Origin of the sequence: Mycobacterium appelbergii, assembly GCF_032883035.1 — a bacterium.
GTDB classification, from domain to species: domain Bacteria; phylum Actinomycetota; class Actinomycetes; order Mycobacteriales; family Mycobacteriaceae; genus Mycobacterium; species Mycobacterium appelbergii.
Map to the genome: position 1 here is coordinate 373,608 of NZ_JAMQTH010000006.1, position 15,979 is coordinate 389,586.

Annotated in this window: 17 protein-coding genes; 7 read left to right on the top strand and 10 right to left on the bottom strand. The window is 64.7% G+C overall.

Annotation, left to right across the window (positions count from 1 at the left end; translation table 11 throughout):
• Positions 1-137 precede the first annotated feature (137 nt).
• Positions 138-1,181, top strand: coding sequence for a LacI family DNA-binding transcriptional regulator (locus M1247_RS16300; protein WP_317157380.1), 1,044 nt, complete (start codon positions 138-140; stop codon positions 1,179-1,181).
• On the opposite strand, the gene M1247_RS16305 is transcribed toward M1247_RS16300, so the two are convergent.
• A complete protein-coding gene (locus tag M1247_RS16305; RefSeq protein ID WP_317157381.1) occupies positions 1,174-2,007 on the bottom strand; it encodes a class II fructose-bisphosphate aldolase in 834 nt (277 codons plus the stop codon). The genes M1247_RS16300 and M1247_RS16305 overlap by 8 nt on opposite strands.
• Before the next feature lie 103 nt (positions 2,008-2,110).
• Here M1247_RS16305 and M1247_RS16310 point away from each other — a divergent pair, with 103 nt between their 5' ends.
• From M1247_RS16310 to pfkB, 3 genes are read left to right on the top strand one after another with little or no spacing between them, the layout of a single operon-like run.
• Positions 2,111-3,442: an FGGY-family carbohydrate kinase gene (locus tag M1247_RS16310; RefSeq protein WP_317157382.1), complete on the top strand. Its 1,332-nt coding sequence runs from the start codon at positions 2,111-2,113 to the stop codon at positions 3,440-3,442.
• On the top strand, positions 3,439-4,239 hold the full coding sequence (locus M1247_RS16315; RefSeq protein ID WP_317157383.1) for a DeoR/GlpR family DNA-binding transcription regulator: 801 nt from the start codon (positions 3,439-3,441) through the stop codon (positions 4,237-4,239). The genes M1247_RS16310 and M1247_RS16315 overlap by 4 nt, the downstream gene beginning before the upstream one ends.
• Positions 4,236-5,201: a 1-phosphofructokinase gene (pfkB, locus tag M1247_RS16320; protein ID WP_317157384.1), complete on the top strand. Its 966-nt coding sequence runs from the start codon at positions 4,236-4,238 to the stop codon at positions 5,199-5,201. Before M1247_RS16315 ends, pfkB begins: the two co-directional genes overlap by 4 nt.
• A gap of 15 nt (positions 5,202-5,216) precedes the next feature.
• Here the strand turns inward: pfkB and M1247_RS16325 are convergent, their stop codons facing one another.
• From M1247_RS16325 to M1247_RS16335, 3 genes are read right to left on the bottom strand one after another with little or no spacing between them, the layout of a single operon-like run.
• On the bottom strand, positions 5,217-6,302 hold the full coding sequence (locus M1247_RS16325; protein WP_317157385.1) for a zinc-binding dehydrogenase: 1,086 nt from the start codon (positions 6,300-6,302) through the stop codon (positions 5,217-5,219).
• Positions 6,303-6,317: 15 nt separating this feature from the next.
• Positions 6,318-7,016, bottom strand: coding sequence for a phosphonatase-like hydrolase (locus tag M1247_RS16330; RefSeq protein WP_317157386.1), 699 nt, complete (start codon positions 7,014-7,016; stop codon positions 6,318-6,320).
• 13 nt (positions 7,017-7,029) lie between these two features.
• Positions 7,030-7,773 (bottom strand): GntR family transcriptional regulator, encoded by a 744-nt coding sequence (locus M1247_RS16335; protein ID WP_317157387.1) that lies wholly within the window; start codon positions 7,771-7,773, stop codon positions 7,030-7,032.
• A gap of 237 nt (positions 7,774-8,010) precedes the next feature.
• On the opposite strand from M1247_RS16335, the gene M1247_RS16340 reads away from it, so the two are divergent.
• A complete protein-coding gene (locus tag M1247_RS16340; protein ID WP_317157388.1) occupies positions 8,011-8,928 on the top strand; it encodes an alpha/beta fold hydrolase in 918 nt (305 codons plus the stop codon).
• Positions 8,929-8,988: 60 nt separating this feature from the next.
• On the opposite strand, the gene M1247_RS16345 is transcribed toward M1247_RS16340, so the two are convergent.
• Positions 8,989-9,753, bottom strand: coding sequence for a phosphotransferase (locus tag M1247_RS16345; RefSeq protein ID WP_317157389.1), 765 nt, complete (start codon positions 9,751-9,753; stop codon positions 8,989-8,991).
• Between the two features lie 263 nt (positions 9,754-10,016).
• Here M1247_RS16345 and M1247_RS16350 point away from each other — a divergent pair, with 263 nt between their 5' ends.
• A complete protein-coding gene (locus tag M1247_RS16350; protein ID WP_317157475.1) occupies positions 10,017-10,556 on the top strand; it encodes a GNAT family N-acetyltransferase in 540 nt (179 codons plus the stop codon).
• Positions 10,557-10,599: 43 nt separating this feature from the next.
• Here M1247_RS16350 and M1247_RS16355 read toward each other — a convergent pair whose 3' ends face one another.
• Positions 10,600-11,694, bottom strand: coding sequence for a serine hydrolase domain-containing protein (locus tag M1247_RS16355; RefSeq protein WP_317157390.1), 1,095 nt, complete (start codon positions 11,692-11,694; stop codon positions 10,600-10,602).
• A gap of 122 nt (positions 11,695-11,816) precedes the next feature.
• Positions 11,817-12,401, bottom strand: a complete 585-nt coding sequence (locus tag M1247_RS16360) for a CGNR zinc finger domain-containing protein (RefSeq protein WP_317157391.1) — start codon at positions 12,399-12,401, stop codon at positions 11,817-11,819.
• 82 nt (positions 12,402-12,483) lie between these two features.
• On the opposite strand from M1247_RS16360, the gene M1247_RS16365 reads away from it, so the two are divergent.
• Positions 12,484-13,656, top strand: coding sequence for an epoxide hydrolase family protein (locus tag M1247_RS16365; protein ID WP_317157392.1), 1,173 nt, complete (start codon positions 12,484-12,486; stop codon positions 13,654-13,656).
• Positions 13,657-13,685: 29 nt separating this feature from the next.
• Here M1247_RS16365 and M1247_RS16370 read toward each other — a convergent pair whose 3' ends face one another.
• The 3 genes from M1247_RS16370 to M1247_RS16380 form a co-directional block, all read right to left on the bottom strand.
• Complete coding sequence (locus M1247_RS16370) at positions 13,686-14,315, bottom strand: TetR/AcrR family transcriptional regulator (protein ID WP_317157393.1); 630 nt, start codon at positions 14,313-14,315, stop codon at positions 13,686-13,688.
• Positions 14,308-14,763 carry an ester cyclase gene (locus M1247_RS16375; RefSeq protein ID WP_317157394.1) on the bottom strand — a complete coding sequence of 152 codons (456 nt, stop codon included), beginning with the start codon at positions 14,761-14,763 and terminating at the stop codon, positions 14,308-14,310. Before M1247_RS16375 ends, M1247_RS16370 begins: the two co-directional genes overlap by 8 nt.
• A gap of 325 nt (positions 14,764-15,088) precedes the next feature.
• Positions 15,089-15,922, bottom strand: a complete 834-nt coding sequence (locus M1247_RS16380) for an NAD(P)H-binding protein (protein WP_317157395.1) — start codon at positions 15,920-15,922, stop codon at positions 15,089-15,091.
• Between the last annotated feature and the right edge of the window lie 57 nt (positions 15,923-15,979).

A 15,979-nucleotide genomic window follows, 5' to 3' on the forward strand; every position in this document is an offset into this window, starting at 1 on the left:
CTCTGTTACCTGGCTCACGTTCTGCGCCGACAGTACGCCACACTCGCGGTTTCTGTCACCGGTGTCAGAGAACTCGCCCCATCGAATCTGACATCGGTGACATACTGGCCGCTGAATCGACCGAGAAGGGGACGTCGATGGCGACCATGCGCGACGTTGCTCAGCGAGCCGGGGTGAGCGCCAAGACGGTCTCGCGGGTGATCAACAACGATCGGTATGTGTCCGCCGACGTCCGCGAGCGGGTCGGGCGCGCGATCGACGAACTGCAGTACGTGCCGAATTTGCTTGCCGTGACTTTCCGCGCCGGGCGGGACGCGGCAATCGGTGTCGCGGTGCCGGGTGTGGCAGACCCGTTCTTCGCCAGCATCATTGGGGCGGTCGAGCGCGAGGCCAGCCGACGGGGTGTGGCGGTCATCGTGACCGCCGTCGGCTGGGAGCCATCACATGAGCAGCGGTCCGTCGAAGCGGTACTGAAGCGTCAAGTCGCCGGCATGATCATCTGCCCGGTCGGCCACGACATGTCGTACTTGCGGCCGTGGCAGGCGCGCACGCCGCTGGTTTTCGCCGACCGGGAGCCGGGTCGGTTAACCGCCGATTCCGTCGTGCAGGACGACGTCGGTGGTGGGCAGGAGGCGACCAGGCATCTGATAAGCCACGGCCACCGCAGCATTGCGTTCATGGGTGACGACAGTTGGACCGGTGTGCGCCGACACAAGGGTTGGCAACAGGCGCTGGACGAAGCGGCACTGCCGCGACGCAGGGACCTGGCGCACCTCGGCGAGGTCGACATCGCCACCCTGACCCCCACTCTGCAGCAGATGCTCCAGACGCCCGACCCGCCGACCGCTGTGTTCTCCTCGAACGCGCGCTGCACCATAGCGCTGTTGACGGTGCTACAGGCCTTGGGGCGCACCGATATCGGGCTCGTGGGATTCGGCGACTTCCCGACGGCGGCGGCGCTCACACCCGCCGTCACCGTGATCCACCAGGACGGTGACGCGATGGGACGATTCGCGGTGGACCGGCTTTTCACCCGTCTGGATCAGCCCGTTCGCCGGCTGCGTCGGCGAACGGTCCTGCCCGTCTCTTTGGTTCCTCGCTCCTCGTGCGCGCTGCCAGGAGAGCGCGTGTACGCCCCACATCGCGACGTTGCGGGGGAATCCTGTTCTGCGGTCAGCTGATTGCGCACAGTAGCTCCGAGACGGCATCGGAGATCGCTGTGCGCGCGGGGGAGAGGTACTTCCGCGGATCGGTAACTACAGGATCGGTGGTCAGGTGGGCACGAACCTGCTCGGTGAATCGGACGTTGAGAAGCGTGCCGACGTTGATCTTGGTCAATCCGGCGCTGACGGCTTTGCGCAGATCGTCGTCGGAGACTCCGGACGAGCCGTGCAGGACCAATGGCACGGGCACTGCCGAGCGCAACCGTGCGATCAACTCGAAGTCGAGGCTTGCTGTGCGCACCGACATCGCATGCGAACTGCCGACAGCGACGGCCAGCGCGTCGACGCCCGTCGCGTGGACGAAGGCCGCCGCCTGGTCCGGGTCGGTGCGAACTCCCGGCGCGTGGGCACCGTCTTTACCGCCGACCTCACCGAGTTCGGCTTCGAGGAACATGCTGCGCTGATGGGCCCACTCTGCCGCCGTCTTGGTCGCCGCGATGTTGGCGTCGTAATCCAGTCTGGCAGCGTCGAACATCGCCGAGCTCACTGCGGTGTCCGCACTGGCCTGCAGCAGGGCCAGATCCTCGATGTGGTCCAGATGCACTGACGCGGGAATTGAGGCCTCGGCGGCCACCGCAGCGGCGGCAGCGACGATCGGGCGCAGCTGGCCTCGATGAAATTTCACCGCGTTCTCGCTGATCTGCAGGATCACGGGCCGGTCGGCCTGTTGGGCGCCGTCCACGATGGCCTCGGCGTGTTCGAGAGTGATGACGTTGAATGCGGCCAGCCCGGTGCCTGCCCGGTATGCGGCCGCGACGAGGTCGGCAGTGCGGACGAGTGGCATTGACACGTCCTTTCCGCGACCGGTCCCTTGACAAGCCCACAACGAAACACAACCATATCCATCAATATCCAAGCGGGCAAGGTCGCGCAGCCGAAGGATTCAGATGAGCACCACCCTCTATGTCGGTCTCGACGTCGGAACGAACACCAGCAAGGCCGTTGTGTTCACCGCAGCAGGTGAACCGGTCGCCACGGGCGCGGCCGACACCCCGTGGTCGTTCGTTCCCACCGGTGCCGAACTCGACGCCACGGCGCTACTCGACGCCACCAAATCCGCAGTGGCGCAAGCCTTGGCGAACTGCCCAGAGGGCGTTATCGCCGGAGTGGGCGTGACAAGCCTGGCTGAAGCGGGGATTCTCCTCGACAGCACCGGAGAACCCGTGGCTCCGGTGATCGCGTGGCACGACACCCGTGACCATCGGGAGCTGGAGGACCTTAGACAGGTCGTCACCCCGCAGGACTTCGCCGCGACCACTGGCCTTCCCTTCCGGCAGCAGTGGTCACTGACCAAACATCGCTGGCTTCTGGACAACATCCCGTCGTCCCGTCAGGCGGTACGCCGGCTCAACGTCGCCGAATGGATCGTGCGTGGGTTGGGCGGTGATGAAGCCACCGAGCAGTCGCTCGCTTCACGAACCGGATGGCTCCGATTGGCCGAGCGCTCCTGGTGGGCGGACACCCTGCACTGGTCGGGCGCAACCGAATCCCTGATGCCCCAATTGGTCACGGCGGGTACACCGTTGGGCCGGGTGAGTGCCGAGGCTGGGTTGCCTCGGTTGACCGGCGCGGTGCTGACCCTGGCGGGCCACGACCACCAGGCCGCCGTGGTGGGCGCGGGCGCGGACGGGCCAGGGGACGAACTGGATTCGTGTGGTACGGCTGAAGCATTGGTGCGCACCATCGCCCCCGGGCTGTCCCCGGTGGTCGTGGCCGAGCTTGCCGAAGCCGGCATCACCACCGGCTGGCACTCGGTGGCCGATCACTGGTGCCTGCTGGGCGCCACCCAGGGAGGGTTGGCATTGCAACGCATCCTTGCGCTGCTGGGCAAGGAGACGGCTGACCTGCCCGCGCTCGACGCCGAGTCAATCGCCCTCACCCAGCCCGGGATTGAGGTATCTGCACCGCCGTTCGGCAGACTGGACATCCTCGGCGTCGCGGACGGGAGCGGTCCCGCGCACCTGTGGCGGGCGGCGTTGGAAGCGGTCACCGAACAAGCCGGCGAGATCCATGACGCGATGAGTGCGGTCAGCGGACCGCACCGGACGCTGGTGGTCACCGGTGGCTGGTCACGCAGCGAAGGGCTGCTCGCCGTCAAGCGTCGCCGCTTCGGTGAACTCATACGTGCCGAGATCGACGAGGCCGGCGCGCGGGGGGCTGCCCTGTTGGCCGCCAAAGCGGCTGCTGCAGCGGCACCAGTCGGCGGTGTGATGACGTGACCGACCTGACGACAGAGGCTGACCAGGGGACCGCCAAACCCTACGCCGATCAACGCAAGAGCCGCATCGTCGAGCGGATCACGAGCAGCGGTCGTATCGACGCCGTACAGATCGCCGACGAGCTGGGGGTCACAGGTGAGACGATCCGCAAGGACCTCATCGCTCTGGAACGCCAAGGACTGCTGCGACGGGTGCACGGTGGTGCGGTGCCGGTGCAGTCGCTGTCCTTCGAACCGGCTGTGGAAACTCGCCTGCAACTTGCCGCGGAGAAGATCCGCATCGCCCGGGCAGCCCTGCAACATCTGCCTGCCCAAGGTTCGGTTCTGATCGACGCGGGGTCGACCACCGCCAAACTGGTCGAGATGTTCCCGGGCGACCGCGACCTCACCGTGTACACCAACACGGTGCCACTGGCGATGTCGCTGTTGACCCGCCCACGCCTGACGGTGTTCACCCTCGGCGGCCGGTTGCGCAACAAGACCTTCGCCGAGGTCGGCGACTGGACTCTGCGCGTGCTGGCCGAAATCAACGTCGACGTCGCTTTCCTTGGCACCAACGGTATTTCGCTGTCGCGCGGGCTGACCACGCCGGATCCGGCGGAGGCGGCGGTGAAGAGGCTCATGCTCGGATGTGCGGCAAAGCGGGTGCTGTTGGCCGACCACAGCAAGTTCGGTGTCATCAAGGGAACCAAACATGCCGACCTCCAGGACATCGACGTCCTGATCGCCGACACCGGGTTGCCCGACGACCGGTACGCCCAATTACTCGCCGCAGGAATCGATGTGGAACGAGCATGATCGTTACCGTCACGCCCAATCCCAGCGTCGACCGCACCGTTGTCGTGGACCATCTGAATCTCGGGGAAGTCAACCGTGGTCGACGCAGTTGGAGTGAACCCAGCGGCAAGGGCGTCAACGTTGCCCTGGCCCTGCATGCTCATCGTGTGCCGGTGCGGGCCGTGGTCACGGCGGGAGGGCCCGTGGGCGCACAACTGCGACAGATGCTCGGCGACACCGGGTTGAGCACGGTGATCGTGTCCATCGCAGGCGATATTCGCAGTAACATCAGTCTGACTCAGCCGGACGGGACCGTCACCAAAATCAATGAGCCCGGCCCACATGTGGACACCGAGGAACGCGACAGGGTTCTCGCCGCCGTTGCCGGGGAGCTGGCGGACGCGAGCTGGCTGGTCTGCGCCGGAAGCCTGGCACGGGGAATGCCGGCCGATTGGTACGGCGAACTCGTCGCGCTGGGCGCAGCTCGGGGTGTGCGTGTCGCCATCGACTCCTCGGGAGCCCCGCTGGCCGGAAGTCTTGCTGCGAAACCAGCTTTGGTGAAGCCGAACCTCGATGAACTGGCCGATCTCACCGGTACGGTCCCGACGACGCTCGGCGGGGTCATTGCCGCAGCGCACGAGATTCGGCGCCGCGGCGCCCGGACGGTTCTGGCCAGCCTCGGCGCTGACGGCGCAATCCTCGTCGATGGCGCCGGTGTGTTGTGGGGACAGGCACCCGTGGTCACCGTGGTGAGCACGGTCGGTGCCGGCGACGCCATGCTGGCCGGCTATCTCAGCTGCCCCGGTGACCGGTCCGAGGCGCTCGCGACCGCCCTACAGTGGGGTGCCGCCGCCGTGCAGCACGAAGGCACCCTCCTGCCGATGACTACGGGCCGCGCTGCGGTGACGATCACCGATGCTGTCGACCCGACCCGGCCGCTGGGCGGCGCTGCCGCCGCACGATCGTCTGGAAGCTGCCTTTGACGGGCAGCCATTCGTTCAGGGGGCGATCGAGTATCGCGGTTTCGTTCCCGGTGCTTCGATCAGCAGGCTCCTGATTCGATCGAGCGGGACAGGGTCGGCGACAAGATCTGTCCACGGGAAACGCGCTTTGGTTCGCTGGAGAAAATCCAGGGCCTGGATCAGGTGTCGCGGCTCGTAATTGTGAACACCGAAGAACGACAAGTGACGGCGTACCACGGATTCTGGGTCCACTGCGATGTCTCCTTCGGGCGCGACCGAGCCGGCGAATACGGCGACCCCCTGGACATCAAGCTTGCGCAGGCCATCCTGCAATGCGGCTGCGTTCCCCGACAACTCGATCAGCACATCGCACTGCTCGACGTCGGCGATCGATGGAAGTACCGCCGTCGCGCCGAACTGCGCTGCGAGGGCACGACGTTCGTCCGACGGATCGACCGCGGTGACCGATGAGGCATCCGCGGTAGCTGCCGCCGCCAGTGCGGTGAGACCGAGCATGCCTGCCCCGATGACGACCACTCGCCTGCCCGCGACGGGAGTGGCACGCTCGATCACTGCCATGACGGTCGCTGTGGCACAGGCTGCGGGTGCGGCGAGAGAATCGGGTATGACGTCATCGACCACGGCAACTGGCATGCCGCGGGGGAGAAGCACATGCTCGGCATACCCACCGGACAGCGCCCATCCGGAGTCGAAGGCTTCGTGACCGGCTTTGCGTACGGTGCGGCATTTCGCCGACACCCCGGCCCGGCAACGGTCGCATGTGCCACAGGGCAGCGTTTCCGACCATACGACGCGCTGGCCGAGGTGGAGTGGCCGACCGTCCACCGAGCGCAGCTCTCCGTCGCTACCGAACGCCACGATCCGCCCGACTGTCTCGTGCCCGAGGATCGATGGACAGGGCTGAGCGCGTCGCCCGGTCACCGTGTGTCGATCGCTACCGCACACGGTGGCCAAGGTAACCCGCACCAGCACTTCTCCCGACCGCAGTGGCGGTACCGGGACCGACTCGAGCGCGATGTCGTCGTCGCCACGCCATATCGCGGCGCGGGTGTGGACGATTCGGTCGGCAGCAGTGATCGGCTGTGACAACGAACCACTCATGGGAAGACCTCGGCTCTACTTCGTCACGCCCAGAAATGAGGGAAGGTCGGCCACCGATGGCAGCAGGTGGGTGTGCGGGTGCGCACTGAGCTCCTCTTTGTCACTTGCTCCGGAGAGAACACCGACGACGAATCCCGCGCCGGCGTTGGTGCCGGCCTCGAGATCGCGGGGCGTGTCGCCCGCGACAAGCACCCGGGAGATGTTGTGAACGTCCAGTTGCTCCATGGCCCGGAAGATCATGAAGGGCGCGGGGCGACCGGTTGGCACATCGCTGCCGCAGACAACGGTGTCGATCACGGAATCGCCTTCCCAACCGAGTGCGGACAGCAGCGAATTCACCACGTCACGATCGAAACCGGTGTTCAGCGCGACACGGATGCCCGCCGCCCGCAGTTCGGCGAGAGCCTCAGGTACGCCGGGCAGTGCTACCGGTGGACGATCAGCGTAGGCAGCCGTGAGTCGGGAGCGGAAGTCCTCGACGATCGGCTTCAGGGCCTCGTCGGTCAGCGGCGCGCCACCGGCCGGAGTGAGCAGGGCACGCAGCGCCTCGTGCTTGGCAGAGCCGTGCCATTTGGCAATATCGGCATCCGAGGGGGTGCCGCCGTGGGCGACGACCGTCTCTTCCAGCACGCGGTAGACCGCCAGACCTTCGTCGACGGTCGTGCCTGCCATATCGAGTACAACAAGCTCAGGTCGGGTTGTGGTGCTAGTCATGCACTTGTCTCCTTTAGGGTTTCGCGTTGCGCACCAGGCCGCTGCGCACGTCGAGAGTGTTCTCCAAGGTGAAGCTGACCATTCCGGGTAGATACCGGTCGTCGTGGAATTCGACGATCTCGCCGCCGGCCGCACGCGTAGAGCGCCGTTGCCGAAGCAACGGAGACCCTTCAGCGACTTCGAGATGCGTCGCATCGACCGGGTCGGCTCCGACTGCGTCGATGTTGTGCGAGGCAGTCGCCAGCCGCACGCCTCGCGAAAACAGGTACGCCCAGATCGATCCCGAGTCGCAATCGAAGTCGAACAAGAGGCGTCCGACATGTTCGACGAACGTGGCGCGCTCAAGCATCGCGCGTTCACCGTCCAGGTAGCGAAGCCGCAGGACCTGCACCACCGGTGTTCCTTCGTCGATGTTCAAACTCGACGAGGCTTGTTCGTCGGCTGGGCGCAGGGTCAGCTCGAGAGTCCGCTGCCCCGGCGTGCGCCCAATCGACTGGGCCCAGGCTGAATAAGACAGCAGGGTGTCGAAAGGCTGACCGATCGCGGTCGAACACACCACAGGCGGCTTTCCGGCACCGCCGGTGATGACGCCCTCGGCACGCAACGTGGCCAGGGCCTGACGCACCGGCCCGCGCGACGACTTCCACTGACTGCAGAGTTGCGATTCCGACGGTAGCGCGGACCCCACAGCAAGTTCGCCGAGGCGCACCTGCTCTCGAATGTTGTCTGCGATCTTCACATGCAACGCCCCGGTCACAAACCTGACTATACAGGTCGGGTCGGCGGGTGGCAACGATGTGCGGCTTCAGAACTGCTGTTAACCAACTGTTTTCCGAAGCGTCGGCATGCTGAGCGCTGCCAGTAGCGCATTCAGGATGAAATGGCAGCGCTACCTGTATTGATAGGTGATGTACGAGCGGTTAGGCGTAGACGTCAGCGCACATCACGAAATATGTTGGGATTACCGGTACGAGAGGTTCGGGGGAGATTTGAGATGAGCGTTCCTGTGGAGATGGTGCGGGCAGGCGTACTTGACGTCGCCTATGAGCGCCACGGCGACAGACAGGGTTGGCCGGTGGTGCTTCTGCACGGATTTCCATACTCTCCGCGGTGCTATGACGAGGTGGTGGGACCGCTCGTCGAGGCCGGCGCGGACATCGTAGTGCCCTATCTGCGAGGTTACGGTCCGACGCGTTTTGTCGACGCCGCCACGATGCGCTCTGGTCAACAGGCGGCGCTTGCGCATGACTTGCGGGACCTCATCGACGCGCTACACCTGCACCGCCCGCTCGTCGCCGGGTTCGATTGGGGCGGCCGGGCGGCCTGCCTCGTCGCGGCATTGTGGCCGGACCTGGTGTCCGGGCTGGTGAGTGTCGACGGCTACAACGTCCAGGACATCTCCCGCGCGTCCATCCCGGCGATGCCGGAGTGGGAATGCCTCTACTGGTACCAGTACTACTTGCATGGCGAGCGCGGCCGCCGCGGCCTCGAGCAGTACCGCAACGAGTACGCCCGATTGCTGTGGCAACAGTGGTCTCCGCGCTGGTCGTTCGACGAAGAACTGTTTTCGGCCACCGTCCAGTCGTTCGGCAACCCAGACTTCGTCGATGTGGTGGTGCACAGCTACCGCCATCGGTATGCATTGGTAGACGGCGATCCCGACTATGAAGCAACCGAGAAAGACATCGCCGCTCAACCGGCCATCCCGGTGCCCAGTGTGGTCCTCGACCCGGCACACGACGGGCTCGGGCCGCGACAGATTTCCGGCGAGCACAAAGATCACTTCACACAACTCGTCGCCTCTCGCCGCGTGGACGGCGGTCACGGTCTACCACAGGAAAACCCACGCGCATTCGTCGAGGCGGTACTGCTGCTGTCCGGCGGGAGAAGCCAGTCGCCGACTTCGACATGAGGGTCGGTACGACGCCGATTCCACAGCCCTGATGTCGAAACCGGTGACGACCGGCGACGATCAGAAGAGCGCCAGCGCGTCGGCGATCATGCGGTGCCCCTGTTTCTCAAACCGCTCGTCGCCGACTTGGTAGGACCAGACGGCGGTACCGATCGCCTCGTGAAGCGCGAACATGCGCCACTGATCCGGGCTTCTCGGATCGCCGCCGTATCCGGCGAAATACGCCTCTTCGAGACCGGGATCATGTCGCCACTGTTGCGCTGCGAGTCGGCAGAAGTCACTGACTGCGGGCCGCCATGCGAAGCGTCCGAAGTCGATGACTTTGAGCTCGCCCTCATCGACAATCCAGTTCCTGGGCTGCCAATCGCCATGCGTGGGAACAACAACCAGCGGCAGTGGTTCGTACCCCGTGAGAATCGTTCGCAGCCTGGCGGCACACTGCGGGTCGATACGATGTGCCTTGTCGAGCCAGCCCAGCGATTTCGCCACCGCTGCCGCGTCGAAATCGGGGTCGACACGTTCGGCCTGATCATGAAACCGCCGGGCGAGTCTTCCTGCCTGCCGGTAGGTGTCCGGAGCGAACTCGGCGTCGGACCCCTCCACCAACGAACCCTCGAGGTATCGAAGGACGAGCACATTCGCGTCCCGGTCCTGGTAGAGCAGTTCGGGGGCGTGTCCGGTCCGCGCCAGGCACGTGGTGAACCCCTGGTAGGCAGTGATCTCGCGGCCGATGTGGTGATTATCCGGGCCGGCAGCCTTGATCACGACCCGTCCGCGTTCCGAGTCGACGTCGAGAACCGTTGTGTCGACGAGATTCCAGCTCATGTCCCTGCGAAGGCGAGCATGCGGAAGCCAGCGGTTGACATGTGCGGCTTGTGGATCGCTCAGCCGCCCCCTATGCCATGACTGCATGAGCGCAACGTTATCTCGACCAGACACTGGTAATGCCTGCGGGTCTTTGCGCTCACCGGCGGTTTAGTGTTCGTTGCGTGGGCGCGCGGTCAACCTGTCGTTTTCTGGTACGTCCCATAACAGTTGACGACGCTTCGTGTGTAGCAGCGGTCTTTGTGTGGCATTCTGAGCGCGTGATGGCGGTGTCGGTCGTCGAGCCCCGCGACCTGGGCCGAGACGAGTGGACGGCTGCCGAGAGGTTGGTCCGGTCCGCCTTCGGTGCCGACTTCCGCTCTCATGATTGGCTGCACGCCGTCGGCGGTGTGCACGTGCTCATCACCGATGGCGACGCGTTATTGGCTCACGCGGCGGTCGTGGCCCGAACGCTGCGCCACGACGGTGCGTTGTTCGATACGGGTTATGTCGAAGGTGTCGCGGTTCGCGCTGACACTCAGGGACGCGGCCTGGGTCGTGTCGTCATGGATCATGCGGAATCCATTATCCGCGAGCGTCATCAGATCGGCGCTCTGAACGCTGTGGAAAGTGCTGCCACGTTCTATGCCGGTCGCGGCTGGCAACTCTGGAGCGGCCCGACCCACGGTGACACTCCGCAGGGAATGATCGATACCTACGATGACGCCGATCGAATCTTTCTTCTACCGTCTCCTGGTCTGGCGCATGGTTTCAGTGCAACCCAACCGCTCATATGTGATTGGCGCGTCGGAGATCTGTGGTAACTGCCGGCCGAGATTGAAATGTGGTCCCCAGATCTAACGATGCTCAAATAGCTGAATTGATCCCGGCTGTGATGAGGTCCGCAAGTCGTTGCGCGGTGTTGAAGTGGGGAGTCAGACGGGTTTTGGTCAAGGCGAACGAGGTGCCGGTCGCGACGTCGGCATAGACGTAACTGCCGCCGCCACCCACCCAGCCGAACGTGGTCGGTGTTTCCTCCGGCCGGGTACCGATGCGGCCCAACGGATAGCCCAGAGCCAACCGCGCCGGGGTGCCAAAGACCGCGTCGGTACCCTCAAAGGCCACCGCGGTCAACTCCTGAAGTTGCCGCATATCGATGAGCCGACCGTCGAGGACCGCCGAGTTCATGGCAGCGACGCCCCGCGCGGTGAAGGTGCCGACCGACGGAATGTCGGCCTGCAGGATCTCACGGCTGTTGCCCATGGCGGCGGTCGGTTGCATTTCCCAGGGCGCAAGAATGGCTTTGTCGGGAGCTGGGCTCGCGGGGTGCGGTGCCGCGTCTTCGACGCGTGCCAGCCGAGCCAGATCCGGCTGGGGCACACCGAAATACAGGCTATCGGTGATGCCCAGGGGTTCGGCGACCCACTCATGCAGGAGTTGCCGCATCGGTTTGCCTGTGGCTCGGCGTGCGATCTCGCCGACAAGGAAGCCGAAGGTGAACGAGTGGTACCCCGTCTTTGTCCCGGGTTGCCACCACGGTTCGGCGTTGGCGATCGCGGTGCAAACTCGAGACCAGTCAGTCAAGTCGGCAGGGCCGATGTCCCGAGGCATCGTCGGCACGCCGACTGAGTGTGTGAGTACGTGTCGGAGCGTCGCGGTCGCCTTGCCGTGGGTACCGAATTCCGGCCACAGGTCGACAATTGGAGTGTCGTATCCGAGGGCACCGGTCCCGACGAGCAGGTGAGCGATCAGCGACGTCATGACCTTGCCGGCAGAGAAGCTGAAGAACGGGATCTGTGGGGCCACCATGCGCCCGGTCTGGCTGTCGGCGACGCCGGCGACGGCGTCGACAATGAGAACGCCCCGGTGGTAGACGGCTACCTGCAGACCGACTTCGGCTCCGGCATCAACGAGTTCGTCGAGGACGCTCTGGGCCTGGTGCTGCACCGAGTGCATGTTCATCACAGGCTCGGCCGTCCGTAGGGAGCCGCCAGGCTGTGACCCGGTGCAATGGCGGCTCCGCTGACGGCGAGGTCGATGGCTACCTGCGCATCGATGACGAATATTGTCATGCCCATACCTCCCTACCCGCGCGACGCGGCTGATCGGGAGTTCCTGCGCTGGTTGGCATTGAAGCGTGCCTTCTTCTGACGATTCCCGCACGTGTTCATGTCACACCATTTTCGGGTGCGACTTTGGCTGGTGTCGAAGAAGGCGGCTTGGCAAGTTGGCGACGCGCACAGGGCCAATTTTCCGTCGCGTTCACCTGCGATGATGCTGATTGCGTCGGCGGCGATCACCCCCAGGGCATCTTCTACCCGGGAGGCTGAGCTGAGTCGCCATTGCTGAGTGCCTTCGGGTGTGAGGATGGCCGCGGCCCGACCCTGAATGCTGCAGTCGTTGATGACTTGGACAGCAGACACGGGCAGGGCGTCCCGGATCGCGGCCGCTGTCGCGGCGGCGTGAATTGATTCCCTCAATTCCCGAGCGCGTTTGAGCTGGGCGCTGCTACAGGACTCCACGGCAAGGCCGCTCACGGCCAGCCAGTCGACGAGCCGCTGCGGCGTGGGAATGCGCTCCACAGGCTCGCCGTGACGCTCCGACAGCGTCCCCGTGAAGCTCGTCGCGAGCACGCTACCGAGGCGGAAGTCCGGAAACCCAGCACGCATGGAACCACCTTAGCCGGTTGCGCGCCGACAGGACGACGTGTTAGAACCGTCTTAGCCGGTTCCGCGAAGATCAGGAGGTCTCATGTCCCGCCCAATCAGCGACGTGCAAGCATTTGAAGCCCACGCCACCGACGATGACCTCGATGATCTGCGCGCACGTCTGTCTGCGGCGCGGCTACCGGAGGCCGAGACGGTCTATCGCGCCGCGCCCGACCCTCGCCGATGGGAGCAGGGCGTTCCTCTCGCCGACCTCGTCGATGTCGTCAACTATTGGCGCACGGGGTACGACTGGCGGTCGTTCGAAGATCGCCTCAACCGGATCAACCAGTACCGCACCATCATTAAGGACCTGGGGATCCACTTTCTGCATCGTCGATCCGCTCGCGCAGATGCCACTCCTCTGATCTTGACGCACGGCTGGCCGGACAGCATTGTCCGGTTCATCGATGTGGTCGACGAGCTGGCAGATCCGAAGGATCCAGGCGCGCCGGCGTTTCACGTCGTGGTCCCGTCGTTACCGGGCTTCGGTTACAGCGACAAGCCGGCCACCACCGGCTGGGGAACCGAAAGGATCGCGGACGCATGGATGGAACTGATGGGAAAGCTCGGCTACAGCAAGTTCGTAGCCCACGGCGGCGATTGGGGAGGAAATATCACCACCGTTCTCGGTGGCCGGTTCCCGGAGCACGTTCTCGGCATCCACACAACGTTCGCGGAGGCACCGCCCGGTTTGACGATGGACGGGCTGACAGAGGTCGAGCGCAAGTGGACCGAGGAAACCCGCGATTTCTGGCGTCACCACGCGGCATACGCGAAGCAGCAGGCAACACGGCCGCAGACCATCGGCTACTCGCTCGTCGACTCACCCGTCGGGCTTCTCGCCTGGATTCTTGACAAGTTCGCCGAGTGGTCAGACACCAAAGACAGTCCGTTCGAGACGATTTCGAGAGACCGCGTTCTTGACGACGTAACCTTGTATTGGCTGACACGGACCGGCGCATCGGCGGCCCGCATTTACTACGAGAGCCACAACTCGCTCGATCCCGAGCTTCGGGTCGACGTCCCGTCAGCACTCACCATGTATCCGCGCGACGTCGAGAAGTGTCCGCGCCCATGGGCGCAGGAGCGGTACCGACAGATCGTTCGATGGAGGGAGCCCGAAACCGGGGGACACTTTCCATCGCTGGAGGTGCCCGAGTTCTTCGTCAAAGACCTACAAGAAGGCCTCGCGGCAGTGCTGGCCGCCAATCGGTGAACGTGGCCGGGTGTCGGGACTCGGCGCAGTCATCCGTCTCGCCCAATCTGGAGGCGCGCGGTCAGCAGTTGCTCGATTTCATGTTGTGCAGCAGCGAGATCGACCTGGCCGTCCAGCAGGCATTGGAGTGCAACCCCGCGCAGCATCGCGATGATAACGGTCGCCAGACCGTGGGGGAGTACCGCCGCCGTCACCTCGCCCGCCGTGACGGCCAACTCGATTCGCTTTTCGATCTCCTCCCGGAACTCACGGTCGGCGGAGAGCATTTGCGGTTTGATGTCCTCCGATGGCGAGGCCACCGCATCGGCCCACAGCGCCAGCCGTGCCCGGTTCACCGGGTGCAGGTCGGAGACCACCGCGAAGTAGAAGTCGATGAGTTGCCATAACTGATCGATCGGCGAATCCGGTTGACTCTGTTCGGCCATCGCATCGCGGAACTGGCTGGTGACCGCTTCGACGAGTCGCTGCATCAGCGCCGCTTTGGATCCGAAGTGATGGGTAGCCAACCCGCGGCTGTAACCCGCACGCTGCCCGACGCCGGCCAGGGTGACGTTGTCGGGGCCGATCTCGCCGACAAGCTCAGCGGCCGCCAGAACCAGGCGGCGCTCGGCTTCGATGCGGCGCTGGTCCTGCGTACGCGGCGAGTTCGACTCAGGCATCGGTGTTTCCGGCCATGGCAAGCAGTTCGCGCCGGCCGATCTGGCTGACCAGGCTGGCTGAATCGAAGTAGACCCGCTCATTGACGATCCGGTCGTCGTCGAAAAAGAACACGGCGATGATGGGGACTCGAAACGCCTTGCCTGTCGGCGGTAGGCCGTAGAACTCGCCGAGATTGGTTCCAAGCAAGTCGAATTCGACGATGATCGCGTCGTCGGCGACGTGGAACCTGGCGTTGTCGTGCCGCTGGTCCGGGAACGCTGTTCGTGTCGTCAGGTAGTAGCCCATGACCTCGTCATCGCCCTCGAAGACCTGGCCCGTGGCCATGATCTCGTAACGCGGATGACCGTTAAAGGTCGCCAACGTGGCGTTGAACTCCTTGGTCACCTCGGTGTCCATGTGTTCCTTGACGATTTCGAGGCGGCGGCGTCGCAGTTCGTCACTGATCATCGGTGATTCCTTCGCGGGTAATGGACCCTCACAATAACTTGCTTGTTGGCTAACAAGTTAATACCCGCGGCGGTGCCCGTCAAGGGCCCGACGTTCGCGCTGACTTTGTGGCACCAGTTGCAGGCGGCCAGCGCCGGCTCGCACCGCCGACGATTGCGGCGGCGAGTCCCTGCCGTACGGAGCCCACGATATGGTGGCCGGATTGTGCGTCGCGGGCGAAATCCTCCGGGGTGTAGGAGATCCAAGGGTATCGGCAGCCATGGTCGGGCCTTTTAACGGTGACTTCATGTGGTGCGACGGCCGGCCCAGCGCCACCGGTCACCTCTCAGCGAAAGGAGTCGAGGTGTTCTGTGGCCCACTGTCGGTACGTGCGTGCCGGCCGGCCGGTGATGCGCTCGGCGGATCGCGTCGCCTTCTTGCCGTCAAACGGTAAGTGCGCCCAATAGTCGAGTATGGCGTCGATAAGCGGCGCGGGAGCGTGATCCGCCAGTTGCGCGGCGGCCTGCTCCCGGCTCGGCTCACGATATTCGAGCTCACGCCCGAGGAGGTGCCCCAGCACGCTGAGTTGCTCGCGGAAGGTCAGCAGTTCGGGCCCACCAAGGGGGATGATCGAGCCGTCGAGCTCGTTCGTCACGAGCGCGCGCTCCGCAACATCGGCGATGTCCTCGGGGTGGATGATGTCGGGCCTCGCGTCCCAGAATGCCTGCTGGACGGGAGTTCCGGAGCGGATGAACCGGGACCAGCCGAGCGTCATCGACGCGAACGTACCCGGCCGGAGCACCGTGGTGCCAAATCCGGTGCCCACCAAGGACTTTTCGACGAGGGCGTGGTGCTGCGCCAGTGCGTTGGACGCGGCGTCCGTCAGCTCGACGGAGTCCGACGACAGCAACACGATATGCCGGACACCTGCCCGCTCCGCGCTTTCGGTGAACTGCCCGATCGCGGCCGGTTCGGCGTAGAGGAAGATCCGCTCGACGTCTTTGAGTGCGTCATAGAAGGTGTCAGGTGCGGTGAGGTCCAGTTTGACGACCTCGACATCGCGCAGCCCGGCCTGCTCCGGGTTGCGGCTCCCCGCCCGCACAGCATGGCCCGCTGTGGACAGCCTGCGCACCAGGCTCGCTCCGATAGCGCCCGTCGCTCCGGTGATCAATATGGTCATGTGTTCCGTTCCGCTGTCAGTGGGTTCTCGGGGTCGGCTCGTGGACGGCCGACCCAA